This is a genomic window from Variovorax sp. DXTD-1 (genome assembly GCF_003984625.1).
Classification (GTDB): domain Bacteria; phylum Pseudomonadota; class Gammaproteobacteria; order Burkholderiales; family Burkholderiaceae_C; genus Variovorax.
The window spans coordinates 135,644-161,560 of the sequence record NZ_RWKH01000012.1; the positions used below are offsets into that span (position 1 = coordinate 135,644).

General features: G+C 66.3%; 24 protein-coding genes and 5 tRNA genes. 15 read left to right on the forward strand and 14 right to left on the reverse strand.

From position 1 onward, the window contains the following. Positions 1–53: 53 nt before the first annotated feature. From EJI00_RS13470 to EJI00_RS13495, 6 genes are all read right to left on the reverse strand, one after another. Positions 54–130: transfer RNA gene (locus tag EJI00_RS13470), tRNA-Asn, on the reverse strand. A gap of 49 nt (positions 131–179) precedes the next feature. After that, positions 180–380, reverse strand: a complete 201-nt coding sequence (locus EJI00_RS13475) for a short-chain dehydrogenase (RefSeq protein WP_126748015.1) — start codon at positions 378–380, stop codon at positions 180–182. Positions 381–482: 102 nt separating this feature from the next. Next, positions 483–560 (reverse strand) — tRNA-Arg (locus tag EJI00_RS13480). Between the two features lie 123 nt (positions 561–683). After that, a tRNA-Pro gene (locus tag EJI00_RS13485) sits at positions 684–759 on the reverse strand. 22 nt (positions 760–781) lie between these two features. Then, positions 782–866, reverse strand: a tRNA-Leu gene (locus tag EJI00_RS13490). 147 nt (positions 867–1,013) lie between these two features. Continuing rightward, positions 1,014–1,090: transfer RNA gene (locus EJI00_RS13495), tRNA-Gly, on the reverse strand. A gap of 580 nt (positions 1,091–1,670) precedes the next feature. Here EJI00_RS13495 and EJI00_RS13500 point away from each other — a divergent pair. Beyond that, positions 1,671–2,057, forward strand: coding sequence for a hypothetical protein (locus tag EJI00_RS13500; RefSeq protein ID WP_126748016.1), 387 nt, complete (start codon positions 1,671–1,673; stop codon positions 2,055–2,057). Positions 2,058–2,078: 21 nt separating this feature from the next. Here the strand turns inward: EJI00_RS13500 and paoC are convergent, their stop codons facing one another. The 4 genes from paoC to EJI00_RS13520 all read right to left on the reverse strand — a co-directional run bounded on the left by paoC (position 2,079) and on the right by EJI00_RS13520 (position 6,864). Next, entirely contained in the window at positions 2,079–4,292 is a 2,214-nt protein-coding gene (paoC, locus tag EJI00_RS13505; RefSeq protein ID WP_126748017.1) for an aldehyde oxidoreductase molybdenum-binding subunit PaoC, read from the reverse strand. A 5-nt stretch (positions 4,293–4,297) separates the two neighbouring features. Continuing rightward, positions 4,298–5,248 carry an FAD binding domain-containing protein gene (locus tag EJI00_RS13510; RefSeq protein ID WP_126748018.1) on the reverse strand — a complete coding sequence of 317 codons (951 nt, stop codon included), beginning with the start codon at positions 5,246–5,248 and terminating at the stop codon, positions 4,298–4,300. After that, positions 5,245–5,895 carry an aldehyde dehydrogenase iron-sulfur subunit PaoA gene (gene paoA, locus EJI00_RS13515; RefSeq protein WP_126748019.1) on the reverse strand — a complete coding sequence of 217 codons (651 nt, stop codon included), beginning with the start codon at positions 5,893–5,895 and terminating at the stop codon, positions 5,245–5,247. The genes EJI00_RS13510 and paoA overlap by 4 nt, the downstream gene beginning before the upstream one ends. Before the next feature lie 252 nt (positions 5,896–6,147). Next, entirely contained in the window at positions 6,148–6,864 is a 717-nt protein-coding gene (locus tag EJI00_RS13520) for an AraC family transcriptional regulator (RefSeq protein WP_409514020.1), read from the reverse strand. A 200-nt stretch (positions 6,865–7,064) separates the two neighbouring features. Between EJI00_RS13520 and EJI00_RS13525 the strand changes: the two genes are divergently transcribed. Next, the gene (locus tag EJI00_RS13525; RefSeq protein WP_126748020.1) at positions 7,065–7,565 is read left to right on the forward strand and encodes an alpha/beta fold hydrolase; all 501 of its coding nucleotides are present in this window, start codon (positions 7,065–7,067) and stop codon (positions 7,563–7,565) included. A gap of 6 nt (positions 7,566–7,571) precedes the next feature. Here the strand turns inward: EJI00_RS13525 and EJI00_RS13530 are convergent, their stop codons facing one another. Continuing rightward, positions 7,572–8,477 carry a beta-1,6-N-acetylglucosaminyltransferase gene (locus EJI00_RS13530; RefSeq protein WP_126748021.1) on the reverse strand — a complete coding sequence of 302 codons (906 nt, stop codon included), beginning with the start codon at positions 8,475–8,477 and terminating at the stop codon, positions 7,572–7,574. Between the two features lie 73 nt (positions 8,478–8,550). Beyond that, on the reverse strand, positions 8,551–9,450 hold the full coding sequence (locus EJI00_RS13535; RefSeq protein ID WP_126748022.1) for a LysR substrate-binding domain-containing protein: 900 nt from the start codon (positions 9,448–9,450) through the stop codon (positions 8,551–8,553). 126 nt (positions 9,451–9,576) lie between these two features. Here EJI00_RS13535 and EJI00_RS13540 point away from each other — a divergent pair, with 126 nt between their 5' ends. The 5 genes from EJI00_RS13540 (at position 9,577) to EJI00_RS13560 (ending at position 14,579) form a co-directional block, all read left to right on the forward strand. Further along, entirely contained in the window at positions 9,577–10,737 is a 1,161-nt protein-coding gene (locus EJI00_RS13540) for a CaiB/BaiF CoA transferase family protein (protein WP_126748023.1), read from the forward strand. A 52-nt stretch (positions 10,738–10,789) separates the two neighbouring features. Next, a complete protein-coding gene (locus tag EJI00_RS13545) occupies positions 10,790–11,716 on the forward strand; it encodes a dioxygenase (protein ID WP_126748024.1) in 927 nt (308 codons plus the stop codon). Between the two features lie 12 nt (positions 11,717–11,728). Further along, on the forward strand, positions 11,729–12,535 hold the full coding sequence (locus EJI00_RS13550) for a citryl-CoA lyase (protein WP_126748025.1): 807 nt from the start codon (positions 11,729–11,731) through the stop codon (positions 12,533–12,535). Continuing rightward, positions 12,532–13,497: a Bug family tripartite tricarboxylate transporter substrate binding protein gene (locus EJI00_RS13555; protein ID WP_126748026.1), complete on the forward strand. Its 966-nt coding sequence runs from the start codon at positions 12,532–12,534 to the stop codon at positions 13,495–13,497. The genes EJI00_RS13550 and EJI00_RS13555 overlap by 4 nt, the downstream gene beginning before the upstream one ends. Positions 13,498–13,598: 101 nt before the next feature. Beyond that, positions 13,599–14,579: a Bug family tripartite tricarboxylate transporter substrate binding protein gene (locus EJI00_RS13560; protein ID WP_126748027.1), complete on the forward strand. Its 981-nt coding sequence runs from the start codon at positions 13,599–13,601 to the stop codon at positions 14,577–14,579. 22 nt (positions 14,580–14,601) lie between these two features. Here the strand turns inward: EJI00_RS13560 and EJI00_RS13565 are convergent, their stop codons facing one another. Continuing rightward, positions 14,602–16,014 (reverse strand): PLP-dependent aminotransferase family protein, encoded by a 1,413-nt coding sequence (locus tag EJI00_RS13565; protein WP_126748028.1) that lies wholly within the window; start codon positions 16,012–16,014, stop codon positions 14,602–14,604. Between the two features lie 161 nt (positions 16,015–16,175). Here EJI00_RS13565 and gabT point away from each other — a divergent pair, with 161 nt between their 5' ends. The 7 genes from gabT to EJI00_RS13600 all read left to right on the forward strand — a co-directional run bounded on the left by gabT (position 16,176) and on the right by EJI00_RS13600 (position 24,461). Further along, complete coding sequence (gene gabT / locus EJI00_RS13570; protein ID WP_126748029.1) at positions 16,176–17,468, forward strand: 4-aminobutyrate--2-oxoglutarate transaminase; 1,293 nt, start codon at positions 16,176–16,178, stop codon at positions 17,466–17,468. A gap of 27 nt (positions 17,469–17,495) precedes the next feature. Next, on the forward strand, positions 17,496–18,590 hold the full coding sequence (locus EJI00_RS13575) for an ABC transporter ATP-binding protein (protein WP_126748030.1): 1,095 nt from the start codon (positions 17,496–17,498) through the stop codon (positions 18,588–18,590). A gap of 70 nt (positions 18,591–18,660) precedes the next feature. After that, complete coding sequence (locus EJI00_RS13580; RefSeq protein WP_126748031.1) at positions 18,661–19,689, forward strand: ABC transporter substrate-binding protein; 1,029 nt, start codon at positions 18,661–18,663, stop codon at positions 19,687–19,689. Between the two features lie 21 nt (positions 19,690–19,710). After that, complete coding sequence (locus EJI00_RS13585; RefSeq protein ID WP_126748032.1) at positions 19,711–20,967, forward strand: ABC transporter permease; 1,257 nt, start codon at positions 19,711–19,713, stop codon at positions 20,965–20,967. Between the two features lie 25 nt (positions 20,968–20,992). Beyond that, positions 20,993–21,811, forward strand: coding sequence for an ABC transporter permease (locus tag EJI00_RS13590; protein WP_126748058.1), 819 nt, complete (start codon positions 20,993–20,995; stop codon positions 21,809–21,811). Between the two features lie 11 nt (positions 21,812–21,822). Beyond that, a complete protein-coding gene (gene speB / locus EJI00_RS13595; protein WP_126748033.1) occupies positions 21,823–22,800 on the forward strand; it encodes an agmatinase in 978 nt (325 codons plus the stop codon). A gap of 182 nt (positions 22,801–22,982) precedes the next feature. Beyond that, positions 22,983–24,461 carry an NAD-dependent succinate-semialdehyde dehydrogenase gene (locus EJI00_RS13600; protein WP_126748034.1) on the forward strand — a complete coding sequence of 493 codons (1,479 nt, stop codon included), beginning with the start codon at positions 22,983–22,985 and terminating at the stop codon, positions 24,459–24,461. A 65-nt stretch (positions 24,462–24,526) separates the two neighbouring features. Here EJI00_RS13600 and EJI00_RS13605 read toward each other — a convergent pair whose 3' ends face one another. Beyond that, positions 24,527–25,297 (reverse strand): M48 family metalloprotease, encoded by a 771-nt coding sequence (locus tag EJI00_RS13605; protein WP_126748035.1) that lies wholly within the window; start codon positions 25,295–25,297, stop codon positions 24,527–24,529. 157 nt (positions 25,298–25,454) lie between these two features. Between EJI00_RS13605 and EJI00_RS13610 the strand changes: the two genes are divergently transcribed. Then, positions 25,455–25,874 carry a hypothetical protein gene (locus EJI00_RS13610; protein WP_260590714.1) on the forward strand — a complete coding sequence of 140 codons (420 nt, stop codon included), beginning with the start codon at positions 25,455–25,457 and terminating at the stop codon, positions 25,872–25,874. Positions 25,875–25,917: the final 43 nt, after the last annotated feature.

Consider the following 25,917-nt stretch of genomic DNA (forward strand, 5'->3'; position numbering starts at 1 on the left):
CCTCCTTTCATGGCCGAGCGCTTTGTTGAGGGGAATCTCCTGTCTGTTGGTTGTGGCTCCTCGACCTGGGTTCGAACCAGGGACCTTCGCATTAACAGTGCGACGCTGCTACCAGCTGAGCTACCGAGGAAAAAAGAATGTGTTCGATCCAGTGGGCGGCGGCCGCATTGCCGCGGGTGTTACCACTCGCCGATTTCGCGCACGCGCTGGTCGAAGTCGAGCTTCTCGAAGCGCTCGCGCGCTCGCTCGGCGTCCCGCTGGCGCTGCCCGGTCATCGCGCCGAAGCTGCGGGTGACCGCCTGCACAAGCGCGTTGCGAGGCCTGGGCTCGGACACCGTGATGCGGTTCGCCGGCCGGCGATGGCTGGTGGTGAGTCGCATGGATGTCCTCCTGTTGGTCGCGCTCGGCGGTGGTGAATGATCTCTCTCTGCATATCGGCGGGTGCGGTGAAATGTTGAGCGGCTGCTCGCACTCCAGGTGTATGGCCCCACGCACACGATTCGAACGTGCAACCCCCGGCTTCGTAGGCCGGTGCTCTGATCCAGTTGAGCTAACGCGGGAGGGGGAGAAAGGCCTCTCGGCCAATGCTCCAATGGTGTCCGGTTACGAGTTCCGGCGCCTCCCAATCTTTGAGGCCGGTTTCCACGAGAGGACGATGTGAATCGCCCGGTCTCGCTCTTGTGTGGTCGGGGCGGCAGAAATCGAATCTGCGACCTGATGCTCCCAAAGCAACCGCGCTGCCAACTGCGCTACGCCCCGCATTTTTCGAATGAATCTGGTGTGGTGCCCCAAGAGAGCCTCGAACTCTCATGACTTTCGTCCCCGGCTTCTGAGGCCGGTGCGTCTTCCAATTCCGCCATCGGGGCATTCCATTTCGGTTGTGTCTTCACGCGATTCGAGCGCTTGCGCGCCCACGTCGGCATCGCTGCACATGGCTGGGTCCAGACCGTGCACATCCCTCCAGGCCGCCGGCGCGGTTGGCCTCTGGAGGTGCTGCAAAGGCACACCCGAAATGGAGCAGCAGGAGGGCTTCGATCCCTCGGCCTCAACGTTGGCGACGTTGCGCTCTACCTGGCTGAGCTACGGCTGCATGTTCTTGCGGATCGTCGGCCCACCAGTGAGGGGCGCGATCCGCGGCAAATTTTTAAAGAGCGTTCACTGGCGCCGCTCGGCGGGTGAATTCACGGCAGCGCGATCACTGCAGTGGCGGCAGGCAACAGGTGCCGTTCGCGGTGATGATGAAAAAAACAAAAAGGCCCGGATCCATTTCGGAATCCGGGCCTCTGATGAGAGAGCTTGGGAGGTATGCGCCTACGCGCTACCTCCACCCGGGTGCGGCTGATCCTCGTACTGCTGTCCGAGCCACAAGGTGGCCGGCGCTGCGGGAAGGGAGTTCAGCTGTGAATGCATGTTGGACGCCGCCAGATTGCGACCGCCGCGAAACGAGACGCGCACGAACGCCCGACCCGATGCCGGTCGGTTGTTCAGTGAGGTCATGTTTGCTTTCACGATGGTTTCCAGTGCTTGGCGAAGAAGTTCTCGATGATTCGAAGTTGGTTGTTGCGGATGAAACGGGGACGAGGCAATTTCGTCGATGGGATGTACTGTAAACTCGGTTTACTAATTCGCGCAACACTTTTTTCGAGTGTTGTGTTTTTTTCTCACCAAGCATGTCTCTTCCAGCTACCCGCCGCAACAACGTCCTGCTTCTGTTCGGTGAGTTCGTTGCGGAGCATGCGGCCAACGGGGCGGAGCCGCTCGGCCTGGCGGCCAGGTTTGCACAGAAGCTGCAGATCTCGGCCAGCATGTGGAGCCAGATCAAGAAGGGCCGAGTGATCTCGGACAAGCTGGCACGGCAGATCGAGTCCCATTGCGGAAAGGCTCCACTCTGGCTCGATGCGCCGCAAGCCGCCGAGCCTTTGCCCGACGCGGGGGAAGAGCGGTTCGTGGAACTTGCGCGCCAGGCCTACAGGGCGCAGAACGCGCGTGGCAAGCGCGCGCTGCGCACCATCTTGCTGGAGCACGCGAACCCACCAGAGGGCAAAAGCCCCCGGTAGATTGCAATTGCCGCACCCGGCTCAGGCCACCGGCGGCAAGCGGTCCAGCAGCTTGTCGAGCGTGATCGGGTAGTTGCGCACCCGAGCGCCCGTCGCGTTGTAGACGGCGTTGGCCACCGCGGCCGCAACGCCGCACATGCCGAGCTCGCCCACGCCCTTGGCCTTCATCGGCGACGAGATCGGATCCGTCTCATCGAGAAAGATCACTTCCTGGTGCGGAATGTCGGCGTGCACCGGCACCTCGTAGCCCGCCAGGTCGTGGTTGACGAAAAAGCCATGCCTCTTGTCGAGCGCCAGTTCTTCCATCAAAGCACCGCCAACGCCCATCGTCATGGCGCCGATCACCTGGCTGCGCGCCGACTTGGGATTGAGAATGCGGCCCGCCGCGCACACCGCGAGCATGCGCCTGACGCGTATCTCGCCCGTGGCTGCATCGACGCCCACCTCCACGAAATGCGCGCCGAAGGTGGACTGCTGGTACTTCTTGTCGAGGTCGCCGTACTCGATGCCGTCTTCGGCCACCAGGCCATTCGCGCCTGCCGCCTCTGCCATGGGCACCACGCGCTCGCCGGACCGCACCATGCCGTCCGAAAATTCCACGCCCGTGCCAGCAGCAAAGCCCAGCTTGCTTGCCACCGCTTCGCGCAGCTTCATGCAGGCCGCATAGACGCCCGACGTCGAATTGTTGGCGCCCCACTGCCCGCCGGAGCCGGCCGAAACCGGGTAGGCCGAATCACCCAGGCGCACCTGAACCTTGTCGAGCGTTACGCCCATCGTTTCTGCAGCCGTCTGCGCAATGATGGTGTAAGAGCCCGTGCCGATATCGGTCATGTCGGTTTCCACCGTGACCATGCCGCGGTTGTCCAAACGCACACGCGCGGCCGACTTGGTCAGCAGGTTGTTGCGGAACGCCGCGGCAACGCCCATGCCGACGAGCCAGCGCCCGTCGCGCTGCCGGCCCGGCGACGCATTGCGCTTGCTCCACCCGAAGCGCTCGGCACCCGTGCGCAGGCACTCGATCAGCTTGCGCTGCGAATAGGGGCGCTCCGGCTTTTCCGGGTCGACCTGCGTGTCGTTGAGCACGCGAAACTCGACCGGGTCGATGCCGAGCTTCTCGGCCATTTCGTCCATGGCAATCTCCAGCGCCATCAAGCCCGGCGCTTCGCCGGGCGCACGCATGGCGTTGCCCTCGGGCAGGTCGAGCACGGCAAGCCGCGTCGTCGTCAGGCGGTTGGCACCGGCGTACAGCAGCCGGGTCTGGTTGACCGCCGTCTCGGCCTGGCCGCCCGGCAGGTCGCCGGACCAGCCTTCGTGCGCAATGGCCGTGATCTTGCCGTCCCTTGCGGCGCCGATGCGGATGCGCTGGATGGTCGCTGGCCGGTGCGTGGTGTTGTTCATCATCAGCGGCCGCTGAAGTGCCACCTTCACGGGCCGCTTGGCCGCCCTCGCACCCAGTGCGGCAAGCACCGCATCCGCGCGCACGAACAGCTTGCCGCCGAAGCCGCCGCCGATGAAGGGCGACACCAGGCGCACATTCGCTTTCGGAATGCCGAGCGTCTTGGCGACGTCGCCGACGCCCCAGGCGATCATCTGGTTCGATGTCCAGATGGTGAGCTTGTCGCCCTTCCACTGCGCAATGGAAGCGTGCGGTTCCATCATGGCGTGCGACTCGTCGGGCGTGGTGTAGGTGGCATCGAGCTGCACCGGGGCCGATGCGAATGCGCCCGGAAAATCTCCGGTCTTCGTTTCAGGCTCGCCAGAAAACGGGTTGGGCTTGGGCAGTTGCGCCCCACTCATTTCTGCCGACAGGTCGAAGCGGCCCGCTGTTCGCGTGTACTCGACGCGCACCAGCTGGGCCGCGGCACGCGCCTGCTCGAAGGTGTTGGCCACGACCACTGCGACCGCCTGGTGGTAGTGATCGATCTCGGGCCCGCCCAGGAGCTTGGCCGTATTGAAGTCGCCCTTGCCGAGCTTGCCTGCATTACGCGCCGTGACGATCGCCAGCACGCCCGGCGCCGCGCGGGCGGCGTTCAGGTCCATCGAGGCGATGCGGCCTTTGGCGATGCCAGCGCCCACCACGTAGCCGTAGGCGGCATTGGGCACTTCGGAGTTGCGTTCGTAGGCATAGCGCGCGGAGCCCGTGGTTTTGACGGGGCCGTCGATCCGGTCGGTGGGCTTGCCGATGATCTTGAGCTGGTCGATCGGGTTGGTGGTGGCGGGTGTGTCGAATTTCATGATGGTCAGCTCCTCGCTTGCACCAGCGCCGCGGCCAATGCGCGCTCGGCCAATGGCAACTTGAATGCGTTCTCGTGCGTCGGCTGCGCGCCGGCCAGCAGCTGCGCGGTCACGGCCTTGGCGCCTTGCGGCATTGCGGCTTCCGCAGACTCCAGGCGCCACGGCTTGTGCGCCACGCCGCCCAGGGCCACGCGGCCGGAGCCATCGCGCTGCACGATGGCCGCAACGGACACGAGGGCAAAGGCATAGGAGGCCCGGTCGCGCACCTTGCGATACACGTGGGTGCCGCCAATCGGCTTGGGCAGCGTGACGCTGGTGATCAGTTCGTCCTGCTCCAGCGCGGTTTCGATGTGCGGTGTGTCGCCCGGCAGGCGGTGAAAGTCGGCAATCGGAATCACGCGCGTGCGGCCATCGGGCCGCACCGTTTCCACGGTCGCGTCGAGCACGCGCATGGCCACCGCCATGTCGCTGGGGTGCGTCGCAATGCAGGCCTTGCTGGTGCCGACGACCGCATGCTGGCGGGTAACGCCGCCGATGGCGCTGCAACCGCTCCCTGGCTGGCGCTTGTTGCACGGCTGGTCGGTGTCGTAGAAGTACGGGCAGCGCGTGCGCTGCAGCAGGTTGCCCGCCGTGGTCGCCTTGTTGCGCAACTGGCCGGAGGCGCCGGCCAGCAGCGCGCGCGACAGCACGCCGTAGTCGCGGCGCACGCGCTCGTCGGCCGCCAGGTCGGTGTTGCGCACCAGCGCGCCGACGCGCAAGCCGCCATCGGCCGTGGGTTCGATCTTGTCCAGTGCAAGGCCGTTCACGTCGACCAGGTGCGGCGGTGCTTCGATCTGCAGCTTCATCAGGTCCAGCAGGTTGGTGCCGCCCGCGATGAACTTTGCACCCGGGTTGCGGGCGATGGCGGAGGCGGCCTGCGTCGGAGACTGCGCCTTCTCGTAGGTGAACGGCTTCATGCTCTGCTCCCCGCCACTTCGGTGATGGCCTCGACGATGTTGGAGTACGCGCCGCAGCGGCAGATGTTGCCGCTCATGCGCTCGCGGAGTTCTTCGGCCGAGAGCATCGGGCGCGCAGTGAGGTCGGCGCTCACGTGGCTCGGCACGCCGCGCTTCACTTCGTCGATCACGCCGACCGCCGAGCAGATCTGGCCCGGCGTGCAGTAGCCGCACTGGTAGCCGTCGTGCTTGACGAATGCCGCCTGCAGCGGATGCATGTTCTGCGGCGTGCCCAACCCTTCGATGGTGGTGACCTGTCCGCCGTCGTGCATGACGGCGAGAGTCAGGCAGGAGTTGATGCGCCTTCCGTCGGCAATGACCGTGCAGGCGCCGCACTGGCCGTGGTCGCAGCCCTTCTTGGTGCCGGTCAGGTGCAGGTGTTCGCGCAATGCATCGAGCAGGGTCGTGCGCGTATCGAGATCGAGCGAGTGAGATTTGCCGTTGACGGTGATCGACAGTTTCGCGCGGGGCACCGCACCTGCCGCGGAAGCAGCAGGCGCAGCGGCAGCAGGGGCGGAAGACGAGACCGCCGCGGCAGTGGCGGCGGTTGCGGCGCCGACAATGAGCGCGTCGCGTCGGGAGATCAGGTGGGTCGTGGGACTGTCCATATCAGCTCCTGTTGTTCGAGGTTCGTGGGTTCGAGGGCGATCACCGCTGATATCGCGAGCCATCAGCGATGGCAATAGGAGGCGGGCTCTTTGTTGCCGGATGAGATCCCCGACAGCAAAAAGTCCTCAGCCCCAAAGGCAAGGCCGAATCACCATTTTTAGAAGACGCGCGCGGGATTGATAGAGCAATCCGCTTCATTTCTTGCCTAATCCGCTGTGCTCGGCATGTGCCGCGTCGCAAGCGTCAATCGTTCAGGGCAGGGCGGCGTCGAACGAAGTCTTTTGCATGCGTTTGCACGTTAGCGCCGCGCGCGCCGTCCCGCAGCACTTCGATGTCTCGCTTGGGCGGTGCTCCGAACAGCCGGCTGTATTCGCGGCTGAACTGCGAGGGGCTTTCTGCCGCAGCTTGGGCGCCTGGTCGCTCATCAGCAGCCGGTAGTGAATCTCGCGATGGATCAGGGGCGCAAGAACAGGAATGGCCGCGGGTTCGTCGAGCAGCTCCAGCAGCCGGCTGAACGGTGCCAGCAGCGCGGGCGTTGCCGCGCCGATTCCCACGCCCACGCCGGGCGAGCGGTCGCGGTGCGGCGGCAGGCCGCCCTGCGCAACCAGCTCGGCCAGCACCCGCACGTCCAGCTTCAGCACCAGCCCAAGGCAGGGCCGCTCAGGGCTTGCCGCCAGCACTTCGGAATTGGCGGGCACATCGAGCGAGGTGACGAGAAAACGCGACGTGTCGTAGGGATAGGCGTCGCCGCCTACCCACATCTGCTTTGCGCCCTGCGCGACAAGAACGATGCTCGGCTCGACCATGCACACGACAGGCGACGCCGGGGCGTCGCGCCTAAAGAAGGCCAGGCCGGCAATGGGCGTTTCGAAATCGCCCGATCCCGATGTTCGCGCGCCGATGATGCGAACCATGGCCTCGTGCGGCGGAACGGGCTGGGCGGCCGTGTCGTGGGGTTTGGGTGCCATGTTGCTGGAGCCTCCGCGAAGCACTCTAATGCGCGGGCCGATCTTCATCCGCAAAATAGCGGCAACGTCAGAGGATCAGGCAAGAAATCGAGCGGAATGCACAAACGATCGGTTGGGCGGCTCTCCAGAACGTGCACTTGCCCAGCGTGCCGCGGTGAGCGTACCCTTTGATTCAAGCTGATGAAAGGAGAGGCACGAAAATGAAAGCCGAACCGGCACGTCGCGAAAGCTTCGACATTGCAGGCGGCAAACTTTCCGCCGTGGTGGGCGGAAACGCGCCCACGAAAGAAAACGAGCAAGCCGCCACGGCGCATCTCACCTTCGAAGGCGTGCGCGCCGAGTATGTCGGCGGTGTACCGGACGACATCGCCTCGCGCATCTGCGCCGACAACTGGATCGAAGACTGGCGCACGATGAGCCGGCCCGGCCATCTGGAACTGCAACGCGCCCTGGTGAAGGACTACGGAAACTACGTCGCCCGCTTCGACGACATCGCACGTTATCTGCGCGACCATCAGCCGCACGCGATCATGCTGTGGGGAAGGCATGACAGCTACTTCGATTGCGCCGAAATCCTCTCCTGGCTGCAGGACCTGCCGCGCATGGAAGCGCATGTTCTGGACGGCCCCCACATGTTGCTCGAAACCCACGCCGAGTGCTGCGCGGAACGGATCGCCGATTTTGTGCAGCGTTACGCCTGAGCCGCGCTACGCAGTCTTCCTGTCCTGCTCCGAGGCCAAGTCGTCGTCGATATCGTCCAGCATGTCGCACAGGTCGCCCGAGACGCCGCTCCCCACCTTGCGCACGAACCACCTGCCCGACGCGACGATCTCCTCGTAGTCCGCCGCGTGGAACCAGCGCGACAGCGAGGGGTCGATCAGGTGCAGGTTGGCCGCGTCCCACACGCCCGACCCGGAGACGCGTTTCACGCTGTGCCGCAGCGGAGAATGTGCAAGCAGGGTATGAAAGTAGATTTCGTCCGGCGCCTTGGAGAACCGCAGAAACCGCTTCACGGGCTCTTCGAGCGGATGCGAAACGAGGTACCCCACCGCTTCGGGGGTGAGCGCCCACCATTGCGAGCCGAAGTGCCATTGCGGAAGAAGCGAAAGCGAACGGCTGCCGAGCTTGCCGGCCAATTGCAAAAGGCCGCGCGCCAGGCGCACCAGCGTGAACTTGCGTCCATCGACCGGCAGGTCTTCGTAGAACCAGAAATGGCGAACGCGCTCGTGCAGCTTGCGCGTGCTTGCCAGGGGAATCATCTTGATGAAGTTCATGCCCGCATGCGAGCGCGAATAAGCACCAAACTCTTCCAGCGGACGCACCGGGTAGCAGTTGCCTGAGAGCAGCACGAAATGGCTCACCTGCGATGCGTCGCATCTTGCGAGCGCGGCGCGCATGAGCCTCAAGGTGGCATCGACCTGCGAGATGGCGCCCCAGCGCACGTCGACGCGGTCGTGCAAGTAGCTCACGCGCGAGTCTTCGATGCGGAACGCCGAGAGATCGGACTTTGCATCGACATGAACAAAGCAGCGTCCGACGGACACGAGCCGCCGCAGCAGGCGTTTGACCTGCTGGGGATCCGTATGGACAAGCAATAGGAATACCGGGCTCATGTCGCGGTGCGCTCAGTGTTTGGGGTTCTTTCAATCATGCAAGAAGAATGCCCCGGACACTAGCGCACTCCCGTTACTGGGTACCCTGCAGGCTGCTTCGCAGCGCCAGCTTGCGCACAATGGTCGAGAACGCGCGCGTGGCCGCCGCGTCGCGCGCCACGGGCGACCACAGCATGCCGGGCGTGCGCACCGGCGTGGGGCTTTCGAGCCGCACGACCACGAGCCCCGACTGCGCGGTAACGACGTTGGCGGCCATGATGGAAGCCAGCTGCGTCTTGGCGACCAGGTCCATCATCGGCGCCAGCGTGTTGATCTCCGCCACCACGTGCGGCTGCGCACCGCAGGAGCGAAAGCACTCGTCCAGCATCTGGCGGGTGGCAAAGCTGCCCGGCAGCAGCACCATGGGCAGGCGGTGCAGTTCGACCATGCGCACCCGTTTGCGGCGCGCCAGCGGGTGCTTTTTCGCCACCACCAGCACCATCTCCTCGTTGTAGAGCGGCTCGAACTGCAGCGGGCCGGGCGCGTTCGGCCGGTAGGCAATGCCCAGGTCCAGCGTGCCCTGCTGCAGCCGCGCGGCAATCTGATCGGCCGAGAGTTCTTCCACCACCACCTTCACCTGCGGGTGCTTGCCGTGAAAGCTCGCAATGCAGTCGGGAATGAAGCCCAGGTTGAAGGTGTGCGTGGAACCCACGCGCAGCTCGCCCGTCACATCGGAGCTGCTCTGGCGCAGCGCACCCAGCCCGAGGTCGATTTCGTGCAGGGCCTTGGTGCAGTAGTGCAGAAACTCGTCGCCGGCCTCGGTCAGGCTCACGCGCTTGCCGATGCGGTCGAACAGGGGCTGCCCGATCTCTTCTTCGAGCTGCTTGATCTGGTGCGACAGGGTCGACTGCGTCACGTGCAGGCGCTCGGCCGCCCGGGTGAAGTTGAGCGAGCCGGAAAGGGCGATGAAGTAGCGCAGGTGCCGGAGTTCCATGGCGATTTTGAATGCCGATGATCGATGGCATCGATGCTAACGATGAAAAACAATCATTTTCTGGAACGGCCGGCGCCGCCTACAGTTTCTTCCAGTCCTTACAAACAACTAGCAGGAGACACCTAGGTGCAAAAAGTCCTCAGCGGCATCAAGGTGCTGGAACAAGGCACGTTCATCACAGGGCCGGCCGCGGGCATGTTTCTCGCGGACCTGGGCGCCGAGGTGGTGAAGATCGAACAGCCCGGCGCGGGCGACCCGTTCCGCGCCTTTCGCGGCGGGCTCTACAGCCCCCACTTCCAGACCTACAACCGCAACAAGCGCAGCATTACGCTCAACCCGAAGCTGCCTCAGGATGCGGCCGTGTTCGACGAGCTCGTCAAGGATGCGGACGTCTACATCCAGAATTTCCGTCCCGGCGCGGCCGACAGGCTCGGCGCCGGCGAAGCCCGTTTGCGCGCGCTCAACCCGCGGCTGGTTTATTGCGCCATCAGCGGCTTCGGGCAGACGGGCCCGGCCGCCGGCCGGCCCGCCTACGACACGGTGGCGCAGGCCGCGAGCGCTTTTCTCAAGCTGCTGGTGAACCCGGCCAACCCACGCGTGGTGGGCCCCGCACTGGCGGATGCCATGACCGGCTTCTATGCCGCCTATGGCGTGCTTGGTGCGTTGGTCGAACGTGGCCGCACCGGCCGTGGGCGCGCGGTGGAAGTGTCGATGCTGGAGGCCATGTGCCACTTCAACCTCGATGCGTTCACGCACTACTTTTCAGAGAGCGAGGTCATGGGCCCGTTCAGCCGGCCCAGCGTTTCGCAGTCTTATGTGCTGGAGTGCGCGGACGGCCTGTGGATCGCGCTGCACATGTCGTCGCCTGAAAAATTCTGGCAGGGCCTGGCCAATGCCATCGAGCGGCCGCAGCTTTTTGCGGATCCGCGCTTTGCCTCGCGCGAGGCGCGCATCGCCCACCAGGAAGACCTGATCACGCTGCTCGGCCAGCTGTTCCGCCAGCAGCCGCGCGCCACATGGTGCGCCCGGCTCGAGGCGGAAGACGTGCCGCACGCCCCCATGTACGACACACGCGAGGCTATGGAAGACCCGCAGGCGCGGCATCTGCAACTGCAGGTGAGCGCGCCGCATCCGGAGGGCGGCGAATGGCGCACCATTCGCTCGCCCGTGAGCTTCGACGGCGAGCGCGCGCTGGAAGTGACGGCGCCGCCCACGCTGGGCGCCGATAACGCATCCATCGTCGATCCGATCCGCAAGCGCCTGGGGCAGCCGCCGGGCGCAAGCTGAATCTCTCTCGACACAGCCCTTGAATCAAAACAGAGCCAGGAGACAAGAGAACATGACCCCATCGAACGAAAGCGAGCTGACGCAGGCCGTGCTGCAGCGGCTGGAAGGCGCCGGCGATGCGCGCTTTGCAGAGATCATGCAGTCGCTCATCACCCACCTGCATGCCTTCATCCGCGAGGTGGACCTGAAGCCCGACGAGTGGATGAAAGGCATCGAGTTTTTGACTGCGGTGGGCCAGACCTGCACCGACAAGCGCCAGGAGTTCATCCTGCTGTCGGACACGCTGGGCGCCTCGATGATGGTGGTCATGCTCGACCAGCTGCGTGCCGCCGCCGGCAAGCGCAGCCGCGGGGGCAGCGGTGCGACCGAAGCCACAGAAGCCACAGAGCTGGGCGAGGCCACGCACGCCACGGTGCAGGGCCCCTTCTATTGGGAAGGCGCACCCGATCTTCCGCTGGGTGCCGACGTGGCGCAGGGCGCGCGAGGCGAGCCGACCTTCTACAGCGGCCGCGTGACCGACACCCACGGGCAGCCGCTGCAGGGTGCGCTGCTCGACATCTGGTCCGGCGACGGAGAAGGCGTGTACGACATGCAGATCGAAGGCGCCGCCATGGCCGCGCGCGGGCGCATTCGTACCGACCATGAAGGCCGCTACTGGTTCTGGTCGATCCGCCCGACCTTCTATCCGATTCCGGTCGATGGACCGGTGGGCCGCATGCTGGATGCGATGGGCCGCCACCCGAACCGACCCGGGCACATCCACATGATGGTTTCGGCGCCGGGCCATGTGCCCGTGACCACGCACCTGTTCGTGGCGGGCAGCCCGTACATCGAATCCGATGCGGTGTTCGGCGTGCGGCCGAGCCTGATCGTCGATTTCGAATCGCACCCCGCGGGCCGCGCGCCCGACGGCAAGACGCTGGAAACGCCGTACTGGTCCGCGCACTACGACTTCCGCCTCGAACCTCAACACGCCTGAAAGACGCTACCCATGAAGATTGGAAAGTCCACCGTCCCAAGCACCGCCATCTGCACCTCGGACGAACACACCATCGTCGTGCGCGGCCAGGACCTGTGCCAGGAGCTGATCGGGCACCTCTCGTTCGCCGACTATTTCTTTCTGCTGCTCACCGGGCGCCGCCCCGATGCGGCGTGCAGCGCCGTGCTCAATGCCACGCTCGTGGCCATTGCGGAGCACGGCCTGGTGCCGAGCGTGCAGGCCAGCCGCATGACCTTTGCGGCGGCGCCCGATGCGCTGCAGGGCGCGGTGGCGGCGGGCATCCTCGGCTGCGGCTCGGTGATCCTCGGCGCTTCCGAAACGGCGGGCCGCCTGTTCATGGACGTGGCCGCGCGCGTGGATGCGGGGGCCACGCTGCCCGATGCAGCCACGGCGGCCATCACCGAGCTGAAGGCCGCACGCGCGGCCATTCCGGGCTATGGCCATCCGCTCCACAAGGAGCGCGATCCGCGCGTCGACCGCCTGATCGAAGTGGCCACGCAGGCGGGTGCCGACCTGCGCTATGTGCGCATTGCGCAAGCGCTTGAAGAAGTGATCCCGGGCATTGTCGGCAAGGATCTGCGCATGAATGTTTCCGCGGCGATTCCGGCGGTGCTGCTGGGGGTGGGCTTTCCGGTGGCGTCGCTGCGCGGCGTGCCGATCCTCGCGCGGACGGCGGGGCTCATCGCCCACCTGGCGGAAGAGGCTGAAACGCCCAGCGGCTTTGCGCTGTCTTACCAGGCCACGCGCGAGCTCCAGTACAACGGCACCGTGCCTGCGGGCTTCGGGAAAGCGGCATGAAGCGCCGCGCGATCCTGGCCGCGGCAACGTTTGCCGCCACGCTGCTTTCGCAGGCGGGCGCATGGGCGCAGGCCGGCGACACCCGGCCCATCAAACTGGTCGTGCCCTTCGCCGCCGGCACCTCGACCGACATCGTGGGGCGCGTGCTGGCCGAAGCACTGGGGCGCCAACTCTCGCAGGTGGTCATCGTCGACAACAGGCCCGGCGCGGGCGGCGCCATCGGCAGCGAGCTGGCGGCCCGCTCGGGCGCGGACGGGCACACCGTGCTGCTGGGCACCGTGGGCACGCACGCCATCAACGCCTCGCTCTACAAGCGGCTCTCCTACCAGCCGCAGCGCGACTTCGTGCCGCTGGGCTTCGTCGGCGCCACGCCCACGCTGCTGGTGGTGCCGGCCGCGGCGCCGTGGAAGACGGTGGCGGACATGCGCCAGGCCAGCGGCAAGTCGGTCAGCTTTGCGTCGGCCGGCAACGGCACCTCGGGCCATCTTGCGGGCGAACTGCTCAACCTGCGGCTGGGCAAGGACTTCGTGCACGTGCCTTACCGCGACGGTGCGCAGGCGCTCACCGAGGTGATGGCCGGCAACGTGCAGTTCATGTTCTATCACCCGGCCGCGGTGCTGCCGCAGGTGCGCGCCGGCAAGCTGCGGGCGCTCGGCGCATCGAGCGCCCGGCGGAGCACGGCTGCGCCCGATGTGCCCACGCTGGCCGAGCAGGGCATCGCCGACTTCGACCTGGTGGCCTGGTTCATGTTGTATGCGCCGGCCGACATGCCCGCCGCGCAGCGCGATCGGCTGCGCGAGGCAACGCAAGCGGTGCTTGCCCAACCCGCGGTTCGCGACAAGCTGGCCGCCCAAGGCATCGAGCCCATGGCCATGACCGCCGCGGAGATGGCGGCCTTCGGCACGGCCGAGATCGCGAAGTGGGGCGAGGCCGTGCGCCGTTCGGGTGCGCAGGTCGATTGAAGAAAAAGACAACAACAAGAGCGGACGCCCGGCCGCACCGGGCGCGACAAGAAGCGGAATGACCAAAACACGGGCACGCAGTGGCCCAAGGAGACAAAGAAATGCGTTCGACAACCTTCAAGAAAGTGCTCGGCCTGGTGCTGGGCATTGCCGGCAGCGTGGCCTCGGGCCTTGCAGGCGCCCAGGCACCGGAATGGCCGAGCAAGCCGATCAAGATCGTGGTGGGCTTTGCTCCCGGCACGCCGCCCGACATCTTTGCGCGCATGTACGGCGACTACGCGAGCCGCAAGCTCGGCGTGCCCGTGCTCATCGACAACAAGCCCGGCACGGCCGGCAATCTTGCGTCGGACACGGTTGCCAAGGCGCCGGCGGACGGCTACACCTTCCTCTACAACCTCTCGACGGCGTTCACGATCAACCCGTACATCTACAGCAAGCTCCCGTTCGACCCCGACAAGGACCTGGTGCCCGTTGCGACGACGATGCGCCAGGGCCTGGTACTGATCGCCAACGCCAAGTTTCCGGCCAAGACCATCAAGGAGCTGGTGGCCGCGGCCAAGGAGAAGCCGGGCACCTACTCGCATGCCTCCTACGGCGCGGGGAGCCCATCGCAGCTGATCGTCGAGTCGCTGAAAGACGAGGTAGGCATCAACATGCTGCACGTGCCTTACCGGGCCAGCCCCATCGCCGACCTGGTCGGCGGACAGGTCGATACGCTGATGGAGCCCATTGCCACAGGGTATCCGCTCATCAGCAGCGGCCGTGTGCAGGCACTGGCCTATTCGGGCCCCACGCGGCACCCGGCCTTGCCCGACGTGCCCACGCTGTCAGAAGTGATGCCGGGCTTTTCGATGATGTCGTGGCACGGCATCTGGGCGCCCGCTGCGACGCCCGCCGCGGTGCTCAACCGCTTCAACGCCGTGTTTGTGGAGGCCAGCAAGGACCCGGACCTCGCCAAGCGCATCAAGGACCTCAACAGCGAACCGCTGGGCGTCACGCGCGGCGAGATGAGCGCCATGGTGCGCCGCGATGCGGAGATCTACAGCAAGGTGGTGAAGGCCCGCAACATCCGGGTGGACTGAAGCAGGCAGCCGCCGGCGCGCCTCAATCCGCGTTGCGCTCTTCGATGCCGCGCGCCAGGAAGCGCCAGATGCGCTCGTCCTCGCTGAACGCCACGTTGAAGCGCAGCCAACCGGTGGGGCGCGGGTTCACCAGAAACAGCTGCCCCGGGCCGAGCATGATTCCTTCCGCCGCCGCCAACCGGGACAGCTCGGCGGTGTCGGTCAGGTCGGGATGGCGCGCCCACAGGTACAGGCCGGCCGCGGGCTCGTGAAAAAGCTCGAAGCCCTGGGCTTCCAGCCGCCTGGCCACGTTCGAATGCGCCTCGGCCAACCGCTCGCGCAGCGACTTCAGGTGCTTGCGCCAGCGCCCGTCGGTCACGGCGCCGAAGACCAGCCGCTCGGTAATGTCCGACGAGGTGAGCCCCGAGACCATCTTCAGCTGGGCCAGGTCTTCCATCAGCTCGGGCTGCGCCACCACGTAGCCGACCCGCAGGTTCGGCGAAATGGTCTTGGAGAAGCTGCCGACGTAGACCACCTGGCGCAACTGGCTCAGGCTGGCAAGTGATGGCCGCGAGGAGGCGTCCATGTCGGCGTAGATGTCGTTCTCGACCAGCGTGAACTGGTGCTCCTGCGCGAGCTGCAGCAGCCGCACCAGCTGCGGCATCGACGCCAGCGAGCAGGTGGGGCTTTGCAGCCGCGGCTGCGTGAAGAAGGCCTTGGGCCGGTGCACCGCCAGCAGCGCCTCCAGCGCAGGCAGGTCGTAGCCGGTCGGCGTGCGCGGCACGCCGATGATGTTCACGCCCAGGAAGCGCAGCATGAACATCAGGTTGGGATAGCCGGGGTCGTCCACCAGCACCTCGTCGCCCGGCTTCAGCAGCTGGCGCGCCACCAGGTCGAGCGCCTGGCTCGAGCCCTGGGTGAGCAGCACCTGGCCCGCCTCCACCGCAATCTGCCGCTCGCAGAGCGAATCGGCCACCGCCATGCGAAGCGCCATGTGCCCGAACGGCAGGCCGTAGCCGCCGATGTCGGTGCCGCCGGCCGCCAGGCTGCGCAGGCTGCGGCGCATGCCGTCCTCGAACAGCCAGTCGTGCGGCAGCCATCCGCAGCCCGGCTTGAGCGGCAGGTTGCGGTTCTCGAAAATCTGCCGCAGGTACCAGCGCGCGTCGAAGCGCGGGTCGGGCTGGGCCGCGGCAGGCCCGCTGCCGGCCGGGTTGTCGTCGCTTCGCCGCTTGACGAAGAAGCCCGCATTGGCGCGCGACACCAGAAGCCCCTGCGCCACCAGCCGGTCGTAGGCCTCGACCACCGTGAAAACGCTGACGCCGTGGGCCGCGGCAAAGGCGCGGATCGAAGGCAGCTTGCTGTCCGCCTTGAGTTTCTGGGCACCGATCAGCCCGCGGAGCCCTTCCACGATCTGGCTCACCAGCGGAGTCGGCTGTTCGGGATGAAGAATGAGCATCAAAGGGGGCGCGGCAGGCCGAATCTGCACCATATTGAGGAAAGTATGTACAGGATACAAGACCAGCACAGTCCGCCAATCCACGGCGCGGGGTGTACATGGTCAGGCCTGGACCTGAAACCTAAAGTGCCAGCATCTTCTTTCAGGCACAGGTCGTATCCATGCAGCGCGAACCCCATCTCAGCAACGCCGCCCTCATGGCCCGCCGCGGCGCGGCCGTGGCCCGCGGCGTCGGCCAGGCCCATGAAATCTTCGTCAGCCGGGCGGCCAACGCCGAGGTCTGGGACGTGGAAGGGCGCCGCTACATCGACTTTGCCGGCGGCATTGCGGTGCTCAACACCGGCCACTGCCACCCGGAGATCAGCGCGGCCGTCAAGGCGCAGGTCGACCTGTATTCGCACACCTGCTTCCAGGTGCTGGCCTACGAACCTTATGTGGAGCTGGCCGAGCGGCTGAACGCGCTGGCGCCGGGCAACTTTGCGAAGAAGTCGATCTTCCTGAGCACCGGTGCCGAAGCCGTCGAGAACGCGGTGAAGATCGCCCGCGCCTACACCAGGCGGCCGGGCGTCATCGCCTTTACCGGCGGCTACCACGGCCGCACGATGATGACGCTGGGCCTCACCGGCAAGGTGGCGCCCTACAAGGTCGGTTTCGGCCCGTTCCCGGGCGAGGTGTTCCATGCGCTGTATCCGAACGCGCTGCACGGCGTGAGCGTGGACGATGCCTTGCATTCGGTCGAGCTGCTGTTCAAGAACGACATCGAGCCCGAGCGCGTGGCGGCCTTCATCCTGGAGCCGGTGCAGGGGGAGGGCGGCTTCTACGTCGCGCCCGACGACTTTGTCGAAGGCCTGCGCGCCCTGGCGGACCGCCACGGCATCCTGATCATTGCCGACGAAGTGCAAACCGGCGCCGGCCGCACCGGCACCTGGTTTGCCAGCGAGCAGTGGCCCGTGGCGCCCGACCTCATCACCACTGCCAAGTCGATGGCGGGCGGCTTCCCGATCTCCGGCGTGGTGGGCCGCGCCGAGGTGATGGACGCGCCCGCGCCCGGCGGCCTGGGCGGCACCTATGCCGGCAGCCCCATCGGCTGCGCCGCGGCGCTGGCGGTGCTCAAGGTGTTCGACGACGAGCAGCTGCTGGCGCGCAGCAGGGCGCTGGGCGAACGGCTCACGGCGGGCCTGCGCCGCATGGCGGCCGAGGTGCCGGCCATTGGCGACGTGCGGGGCCTTGGCGCCATGGTGGCGATCGAGCTGTTCGAAGAGGGCGATACGGCGCGCCCGGACGCGGCATTGACCCGCCGGGTGGTGGCCGAAGCGGCGCGGCGCGGGTTAATCCTGCTGTCATGCGGCACCTACGGCAATGTAATTCGCGTGCTGGTGCCGTTGACGGCATCCGACTTGCTTGTGGACGAAGGCCTGTCGCTTCTCGCGGACAGCTTCGCCGCACTGCGCTGACCGGTCCCTTTTCTCTTGAACACCTCCATGACAGCAGAACCCCTGGTGCGTTTCCAGCGCGTTCAGAAAACCTACGACGGCGAACACCTGGTGGTGCGCCAGCTCGACCTGGACATTCATCGCGGCGAGTTCCTGAGCCTGCTCGGTCCGTCGGGCTCAGGCAAGACCACCACGCTGATGATGCTGGCGGGCTTCGAGTCGCCGACCTCCGGGGAGATCTTGCTGAACGGCAAGCCGATCACCGGCACGCCGCCGCACAAGCGGCACTTCGGCATGGTGTTCCAGAACTACGCGCTCTTTCCGCACCTGAGCGTAGGGCAGAACGTGGCCTATCCGCTCACCGTGCGCAAGGTGCCTAAGGACGAGCAGCAGCGCCGCGTGCAGCGCGCGCTCGACATGGTGCAGCTGCGCGGCATGACCGACCGGCTCCCGGGCCAGCTTTCGGGTGGCCAGCAGCAGCGCGTGGCGCTGGCGCGCGCGCTGGTGTTCGAACCCCAGCTGGTGCTGATGGACGAGCCGCTGGGCGCCCTCGACAAGCAACTGCGCGAGCACATGCAGATCGAACTGAAGGACCTGCATCGCCAACTGGGCGTGACCTTCGTCTACGTGACGCACGACCAGAGCGAGGCGCTCACCATGAGCGACCGCGTCGCGGTGTTCAACGAAGGCGTGATCCAGCAGCTGGACACGGTCGACCGGCTGTACGAGAAGCCGTCCAACCGTTTCGTGGCCGGTTTCGTCGGCGACAACACCGTGCTCAAGGGGCAATTGACCCGCGCCGGCGAACACGCCGAAATGACGCTGCCCGATGGCCGCGTGCTGAGCGGCATCAACGTCAACGGCGGCGCCGCCGGCGCGGCCGTGGAGGCGTGCATCCGGCCCGAGCGCGTGGTGCTGCACCGCGGGCCCGATGCCCGGGGCGCCAACATGCTGGCGGCCGAGGTGGCGCGCGTCATCTACTTCGGCGACCACCTGCGGCTGCTCTGCGGCCTGGGCGGCGGCCAGGCCGAAGCCACCGTGAAGCTGCCGCTCACGGGCCTGAATGGCGCGGCCGCGCCGCAGGCCGGCGAATCGGTGGTGCTCGAATTTCCGGTGGCGCATGCGCGCCTGTATGCGCAGTGACATGCGCTTCTGAACCCCGTCCCGTTTCCCGTTCCCGTACATCACCCAGTCACCCAGGACTACAGCCATCATGAAAAAGACACTCCTCGCCTGCACCGTTGTTGCCAGCTTCGCGCTGCCCGCGTTCGCCCAGCAGCAGCTCACCGTGGTCAACTTCGGCGGCGCCAACGCCAACGCGCAGAAGAAGGCCTACTACGAGCCCTACGAGAAGACCGGCACCAAGATCATCCCGGTCGAATACAACGGCGAGCAGGCCAAGATCAAGGCCATGGTCGAGACCAGGAAGGTCACCTGGGACGTGGTCGAGGTCGAGTCGCCCGACGCCGCGCGCGGCTGCGACGAAGGCCTGTTCGAGAAGCTCGACTATTCGAAGATCGGCAACAAGGCCGACTTCCTGCCGGCGGCCGTCACCGATTGCGGCGTGGGCCTGTTCGTGTGGTCGACCGTGATGGCCTACAACGGCGAAAAGCTCAAGACCGCGCCCACCAGCTGGGCCGACTTCTGGGACGTGAAGAAGATCCCGGGCAAGCGCGGCATGCGCAAGGGCGCGCGCTACAACCTCGAGTTCGCGCTCATTGCCGACGGCGTGAAGCCGGCCGACGTCTACAAGGTGCTGGCCACCAAGGACGGCGCCGACCGCGCCTTCAAGAAGCTCACCGAACTCAAGCCCAACATCCAGTGGTGGGAAGCCGGTGCGCAGCCGCCGCAGTTCCTGGTGGCCGGCGACGTGGTGCTGACCACCGTCTACAACGGCCGCATCGACGCGGCCAACCGCGAAGGCCGCGACCTCAAGATCTACTGGCCGGGCGGCATCTACGACCTGGACTACCTGGTGATTCCGAAGGGCGCGTCGAACAAGGAAGCCTCGCTCAAGTACATCCAGTTCGCGATGCAGCCGGCCAACCAGTCGGTCTACGCGCAGAACATCGCCTACGGGCCCACCAACACCAAGGCGCTGGCTGCGCTCAGTCCCAAGGTGCTGGCCGACCTGCCGACTTCGGCGGCCAACGCCAAGGATGCGCTGCAGTTCAACGTCGGCTTCTGGGCCGACCAAGGCGAGGCGCTGGAGAAGCGCTTCGCATCCTGGGCCACGCAGTAAACGAGCGGGCGCGAAAAGGCCATGCACGCGGCAACGTCTGTTTCCCTCGGTTTGGCGGAGGCACCGCCCGGCGAGCTCCGTCGTGCGCTGGCGCGCGCCGAAGCTCGCCGCAAGTGGCGCGCCTTTGCGCTCACGGTGCCGCTGTTGGTGTTCTTGCTGCTCACGCTGCTGGTGCCCATCGTGGCGCTCTTGCAGCGCGCGGTCGAGAACCCCGAGGTGGCCAACGCGCTGCCGCGGACCGTGCGCGCGCTCGACGGCTGGAATCGCAAGGAGGCGCCCGCGCCCGCGGCCTACGCCGCCATCGCGGCCGACCTCGGCCAGCTGCCCGACAGCTCCGACGCGGGCGCCCTGGCGCGCCGCCTCAACACCGAGATCGCCGGCGCCCGTTCGCTGGTGATGGGCACCTTCCGCGCACTGCCGATTGCCGGCACGCCCGAAGAGGTCAAGGCGCGCATGCTGGCGCTCGATCCGCGCTGGGGCGAACCGCCGTTCTGGCAGGCCATCGCCAAGAACGGCTCGCGCTGGACGCCCGACTACCTGCTCGCCTCGGTCGACCTGCGGCGCGACGTGGCCGGCGACGTGGAGCGCATGCCCGCCGACCAGCGTGCGTTCGCCGGCATCCTGCTGCGCACCTTCCAGATCAGCGCCGTCGTCACCTTCTTCTGCCTGCTGCTGGCCTATCCGCTGGCCTGGTGGCTGTCGACGCTGCCGGCGCGCAAGGCCAACGTGCTGATGATCCTGGTGCTGGTGCCGTTCTGGACCTCCATCCTGGTGCGCGTGGCCGCGTGGATCGTGCTGCTGCAATCCGAGGGGCTGGTCAACCGCGGCTTGATGGGCATCGGCCTCATCGACCACCCGCTGGCGCTGCTGTTCAACCGCACCGGCGTGATCATCGCCATGGTGCACATCCTGCTGCCGTTCATGATTTTGCCGCTCTACAGCGTGATGAAGAGCGTGCCGCCCACCTACCTGCGCGCGGCCGTCTCGCTGGGCAGCTCTCCGCTGGCGGCGTTCTTTCGGGTGTATGTGCCGCAGACCTACCCCGGCATCGGCGCGGGCGCGCTGCTGGTCTTCATCCTGGCCATCGGTTATTACGTGACGCCGGCGCTGCTCGGCGGTGCGGACGATCAGATGCTGAGCTACTACATCGCGCGCTACACCAATGTGGAAATCAACTGGGGCATGGCCTGCGCGCTGGGCGCCGTGCTGCTCGTCGCCACGCTGGTGCTGTATGCCGTGTACCGCCGCATCGGCAAGGCCGAGCTGAGTCTTGGCTGAGCGCCATGAAGGACTGACAAGCATGCTGATGAAGCTCCCCCAATTCCCGGCCTACGCCACCTTCGCCGACAAGCTCGGCTGGTGGCTGGTGCGCGCCGGCTGCGTCGCGGTGCTGGCTTTTCTGCTGGCGCCCATCCTGGTCGTGATTCCGCTGTCGTTCTCCGACAGCTCGTTTCTGGCCTACCCGATCCGGGGCTGGTCGCTGCAGTGGTACCGCCACCTGTTCGAATCGCCCGAATGGGCACGCGCGGCGCGCAACAGCTTCATCGTCGCGCCGGCCGCCACGGCGCTGGCCACCGTGCTCGGCACCTTGGCGGCGGTGGGTTTGTCGCGCACCAACTTCGCGTTCAAGGGCCTGCTCATGAGCGTGCTGATCTCACCGATGGTGGTACCCATCGTGGTGGTGGGCGTGGCCGCGTACCTGTACTTCGCGCCGCTCGGCCTGGCCGACACCTACTTCGGGCTGATCGTGGTGCATGCGGCGCTTGGCGCGCCATTCGTGCTGACCACCGTGCTTGCCACGCTGGCGGGCTTCAACCACAACCTGGTGCGCGCATCGCTGAGCCTGGGCGAAACGCCATTCAGGACTTTCATGCGCATCACGCTGCCGGTGATTGCGCCGGGCGTGATTTCGGGTGCGCTGTTCGCCTTTGCCACGTCGTTCGACGAGGTGGTGGTCACGCTGTTTCTTGCGGGGCCGGACCAGGTGACTTTGCCGCGCCAGATGTTCACCGGCATTCGCGAGAACATCTCGCCCACCATCGCCGCTGTGGCGACGCTGCTCATCCTCTTCACCACCACGCTGCTGCTCGCGCTCGAATGGCTGCGCGGCCGGCGGCGCTGAACTCACACACGATGCCCACAAACACAACCACCCCCACGACCACCACTCCGAACCAGCCGCTGGGCGGCAACGCGATGCCGCGCTTCGCCGGCCCCGGCACCATGATGCGGCTGCCGGCCGCAACGACCGCGCAGGGGCTCGATGCTGCATTCATCGGCGTGCCGCTGGACATCGGCACCTCCAACCGGCCGGGCGCACGCTTCGGGCCGCGACAGATCCGCGCTGAATCGGCGCTGCTGCGGCCCTACAACATGGCCACCGGCGCGGCGCCGTTCGACCGGCTGAACGTGGCCGACCTGGGCGACGTGCCCATCAACACCTATTCGCTCGACAAGTCGGTCGACATCATCTCGACGTTCTACGACACGGTGCTGGCGGCCGGCTGCGCACCGCTCACGCTCGGCGGCGATCACACGATTGCATTGCCCATCCTGCGCGCTGTGGCACGCAAGCACGGTCCGGTTGCGCTGGTGCATGTGGATGCACATGCGGACGTGAACGACGACATGTTCGGCGAGCGCATCGCACACGGCACGCCGTTCCGCCGCGCGGTGGAAGAGGGCCTGCTGGCGTGCGACAAGGTCTGGCAAATTGGCCTGCGCGGCACCGGCTATGCGGCCGACGATTTCGACTGGCCGCGCAAGCAGGGCTTTACCGTGGTGCAGGCGCACGAGGTCTGGTACCAGTCGCTGGCACCGCTCATGGCGCAGGTGCGCGAGCGCATCGGGCTTACGCATCCGGTCTACATCAGCTTCGACATCGACGGCATCGATCCTTCGTTTGCCGGCGGTACGGGCACGCCGGAGATTGGTGGCCTTACGGTGCCGCAGGCGCTGGAGATCGTGCGCGGTTGCCGGGGGTTGAACGTGGTCGGGGCCGATCTGGTGGAGGTGAGTCCGCCGTATGACGTGAGCGGGAATACCGCGCTGCTGGGGGCCAATCTTCTGTATGAGATGTTGTGTGTGCTGCCGGGTGTGCCTTATCGGTGAGTTGTCTTGGTTTTTGGGGCTGCTGTTGTTCAGGGCGTGTGCAAAGGCCACCGGGTACTCCCCTCCGCGAATGTCCCCCGGGGCTGCGCCCCTCCTCCTTTATTTCGCTGCGGGGAGCACCCGATGCCCTGTGCACTGGGCACGCTCTTGGCTAAACAGAATCGCAAACAAAACTCGAGACCATCGACATGAAAACATCTCCCCTCGCATTGCTGAACGACCCGACCCTCCTGAAGACAGATGCGCTGATCGCCGGCGAATGGATTCGAGGCAAGAGCCGCTTTGACGTGAACGACCCGGCCACCGGTCAGAAACTGGTCGATGTTGCCAACCTCACGCGCGCGGACGCTGCCCTGGCCATTGCCGCCGCGAACAGGGCGCTTGCTGGCTGGCGCGGCAAGACCGGCAAGGAGCGCAGCATCGTGCTGCGCAAGTGGTTCGACCTGCTGGTTGCCAACACCGAAGACCTGGGGCGCCTGATGACCGCGGAGCAGGGCAAGCCCTTTGCCGAGGCCAAGGGAGAGGTGGCCTATGGCGCGAGTTTCATTGAATGGTTTGCGGAGGAAGCCAAGCGCGTCAACGGCGAGGTGCTGCCGCAGTTCGACAACAACCGTCGCTTGCTGGTCATGAAGCAGGCCATCGGTGTGTGCGCTGCCATCACGCCGTGGAATTTTCCGCTGGCCATGATCACGCGCAAGGTGGCTCCGGCATTGGCCGCGGGTTGCACGGTCGTCATCAAGCCCGCCGAACTCACGCCGCTCACCGCGCTGGCCGCGGCCGAGCTGGCCGTGCGCGCGGGCATTCCGGCCGGCGTGCTCAACGTGCTCACGGCCGACAGCCAGAACAGCATTGCCGTCGGCAAGGAACTGTGCGAGAGCGACATCGTGCGGCACCTGAGCTTCACCGGCTCGACCGAGGTCGGCCGCATCCTCATGAGCCAGTGCGCGCCCACGGTGAAGAAGCTCTCGCTCGAGCTCGGCGGCAATGCGCCCTTCCTGGTGTTCGACGATGCCGATGTCGACTCGGCGGTCGAGGGTGCCATGGCCAGCAAGTACCGCAATGCCGGCCAGACCTGCGTGTGCGCGAACCGGCTGTATGTGCAAGATGGCATCTACGACAGCTTCGTCGAGAAGTTCGCGGCCAAGGTCAAGGCGCTGAAGGTGGGCAACGGCTTTGACGAGGGCGTGGTGCAGGGGCCGCTCATCGAGGATGCGGCCCTCGAGAAAGTGCAGCGCCATGTCGACGATGCCGTTGCCAAGGGCGGCAAGCTGCTCGCAGGCGGCCACAGGATTCAGGGCCAGTTCTTCGAGCCGACGGTCATTGCCGAGGCCACGCCGGACATGCTGTGCGCGAAGGAAGAAACCTTTGGCCCCTTTGCGCCGGTGTTCCGCTTCAAGACCGAGCAGGACGCGATCGACGCGGCGAACAACACCGAGTTCGGTTTGGCGAGCTACTTCTATACGCGCGACGTGGGCCGCATCTTCCGCGTGGCGGAGGCGCTGGAGTACGGCATGGTCGGCATCAATGCCGGCGTGATCGCCACGGAGCACGTGCCCTTCGGCGGCATGAAGCAGTCAGGCCTCGGGCGCGAGGGTTCGCACCATGGCATGGACGACTACGTCGAGATCAAGTATCTCTGCCTGGGCGATATCCAGAAATAGAAGAGGCCGGAAGCCAGGCGACCGGCTACGCGCGCGGGCGGCGCGTGCCGGTCGGAGGGGCGGGCTTACTTGGCCTTGGTGTCGAGACGCTTCTGCATTGCCGCAGCGCGTTCGCTCGACGGCGGGTGCGAGCTCAGGATCGAGCTGCCCGAACCGCCGCTGCTGAGCGCGGCGAGCTTCTGGAAGCTGCTCACCAGGCCCTTGCGCTCCAGCTTGCGTTCCGTCAGCAGGTCGAAAGAGTAGTTGTCGGCCGCGCTCTCTTGCGTTTGGGAGAACTGGGCGTTGATGAACTTCTCGCCGAGGTCGCCCGCTTGCGATTGCGACAGCTGGCCCACGACACCGCCCGCCGCGCTGGCAAGGCCGCGAACAGCCGAGGCTGCGTACGCGGTCTGCATGCGCGACTTGGAGTGGCCCAGTGCCACGTGGCCGATTTCATGGCCGATGACGCCGCGCAGCTCGTCGTCATTCATCAGGTCCATCAGCCCGCTGTACACGCGGATGCAGCCGTTGGCCATGGCCCAGGCGTTCACGTCTTTCGCCAGGTAGACCTTGTAGTTGGTCGTCTTGCCGTTCACGCTGGTGGGCATGGCCCGCACCACCTGGTTCAGCCGCGTGGTGTAGCGGCTGTTGGCGGGGGCGATCTGGTTCTTCTGGTCCATGGCGGCGCAAGACTGGTCGGACATCGTTGCAATGTCCGCGTCGGTCAGCGACATGGCCTTGTAGGCCGAGCCGCCGACTTGCGCGAGCGCGCCGGTGTCCGCGTCCTTGACGGCGCCGCAACCCGCGAGAGCGGCAGCCATGAGGACCGAGGCGGCGATAGGTTTGAGATGGTGCATGAAGCTCCCTTTCTTTTTGAATAATTTAACAATCAAATGCATTGCGCCGATTGCGCCGCGGCAGGCGGCCTCGCGGCCACCGCTGCGCAAGAGCGGCGCCATCATAGGCGAGCGCGCGGGCCCTTGCTGCTTTGCTGCAACCCGTAGAATGCGCCGCATGTACCGAGTCCGCCTGCTTGTTCTTTGGGCCATGATGTTCGCCGTGCCGTTTCAGGGCTACGCGGCGGCAGCCATGGTCTTTTGCGGACCGGGACATGGTACCCATGCCGGTGCAATGGCCGCGGCACCCACGGAGCCGGCCGGGGCGCATGCGCACGGCGACGGGCATGCGGACCACCACCACGAAGCCGAGCACGAAGCCGAGCGCTCCGCGGGTGACAGCGCCGGCAAGACCGCCAGCGCCGAGCCCGACGCAATGCACAAGTGCGGCACCTGTGGTGCATGCCACGGCACCGCCCTGATCAGCACGCCGCAATTCGCGGTACTCCACGGCCTGCCCCGCGCGGACCTGGTGGAGCCTCCCCTCGCGATGGCCACGCTCGAGCCTCGCGTTCTCGACAAACCTCCTCGCGCCTAACGCGTTCGTGTGCGTGCTCGCGCGCCCGTGGCCTGGTCACGGG

Coding starts and splice junctions, on each gene's coding strand:
- paoA (WP_126748019.1), bottom strand. CDS start 5,895: ATGGACAGTCCCACGACCCACCTGATCTCCCGACGCGACGCGCTCATT.
- EJI00_RS13605 (WP_126748035.1), bottom strand. CDS start 25,297: ATGCACCATCTCAAACCTATCGCCGCCTCGGTCCTCATGGCTGCCGCT.
- EJI00_RS13585 (WP_126748032.1), top strand. CDS start 19,711: ATGCACGCGGCAACGTCTGTTTCCCTCGGTTTGGCGGAGGCACCGCCC.
- EJI00_RS13525 (WP_126748020.1), top strand. CDS start 7,065: ATGAAAGCCGAACCGGCACGTCGCGAAAGCTTCGACATTGCAGGCGGC.
- EJI00_RS13475 (WP_126748015.1), bottom strand. CDS start 380: ATGCGACTCACCACCAGCCATCGCCGGCCGGCGAACCGCATCACGGTG.
- EJI00_RS13555 (WP_126748026.1), top strand. CDS start 12,532: ATGAAGCGCCGCGCGATCCTGGCCGCGGCAACGTTTGCCGCCACGCTG.
- EJI00_RS13580 (WP_126748031.1), top strand. CDS start 18,661: ATGAAAAAGACACTCCTCGCCTGCACCGTTGTTGCCAGCTTCGCGCTG.
- EJI00_RS13565 (WP_126748028.1), bottom strand. CDS start 16,014: ATGCTCATTCTTCATCCCGAACAGCCGACTCCGCTGGTGAGCCAGATC.
- EJI00_RS13500 (WP_126748016.1), top strand. CDS start 1,671: ATGTCTCTTCCAGCTACCCGCCGCAACAACGTCCTGCTTCTGTTCGGT.
- EJI00_RS13535 (WP_126748022.1), bottom strand. CDS start 9,450: ATGGAACTCCGGCACCTGCGCTACTTCATCGCCCTTTCCGGCTCGCTC.
- EJI00_RS13550 (WP_126748025.1), top strand. CDS start 11,729: ATGAAGATTGGAAAGTCCACCGTCCCAAGCACCGCCATCTGCACCTCG.
- paoC (WP_126748017.1), bottom strand. CDS start 4,292: ATGAAATTCGACACACCCGCCACCACCAACCCGATCGACCAGCTCAAG.
- gabT (WP_126748029.1), top strand. CDS start 16,176: ATGCAGCGCGAACCCCATCTCAGCAACGCCGCCCTCATGGCCCGCCGC.
- EJI00_RS13560 (WP_126748027.1), top strand. CDS start 13,599: ATGCGTTCGACAACCTTCAAGAAAGTGCTCGGCCTGGTGCTGGGCATT.
- EJI00_RS13520 (WP_409514020.1), bottom strand. CDS start 6,864: ATGGCACCCAAACCCCACGACACGGCCGCCCAGCCCGTTCCGCCGCAC.
- EJI00_RS13530 (WP_126748021.1), bottom strand. CDS start 8,477: ATGAGCCCGGTATTCCTATTGCTTGTCCATACGGATCCCCAGCAGGTC.
- EJI00_RS13545 (WP_126748024.1), top strand. CDS start 10,790: ATGACCCCATCGAACGAAAGCGAGCTGACGCAGGCCGTGCTGCAGCGG.
- speB (WP_126748033.1), top strand. CDS start 21,823: ATGCCCACAAACACAACCACCCCCACGACCACCACTCCGAACCAGCCG.
- EJI00_RS13610 (WP_260590714.1), top strand. CDS start 25,455: ATGTACCGAGTCCGCCTGCTTGTTCTTTGGGCCATGATGTTCGCCGTG.
- EJI00_RS13575 (WP_126748030.1), top strand. CDS start 17,496: ATGACAGCAGAACCCCTGGTGCGTTTCCAGCGCGTTCAGAAAACCTAC.
- EJI00_RS13510 (WP_126748018.1), bottom strand. CDS start 5,248: ATGAAGCCGTTCACCTACGAGAAGGCGCAGTCTCCGACGCAGGCCGCC.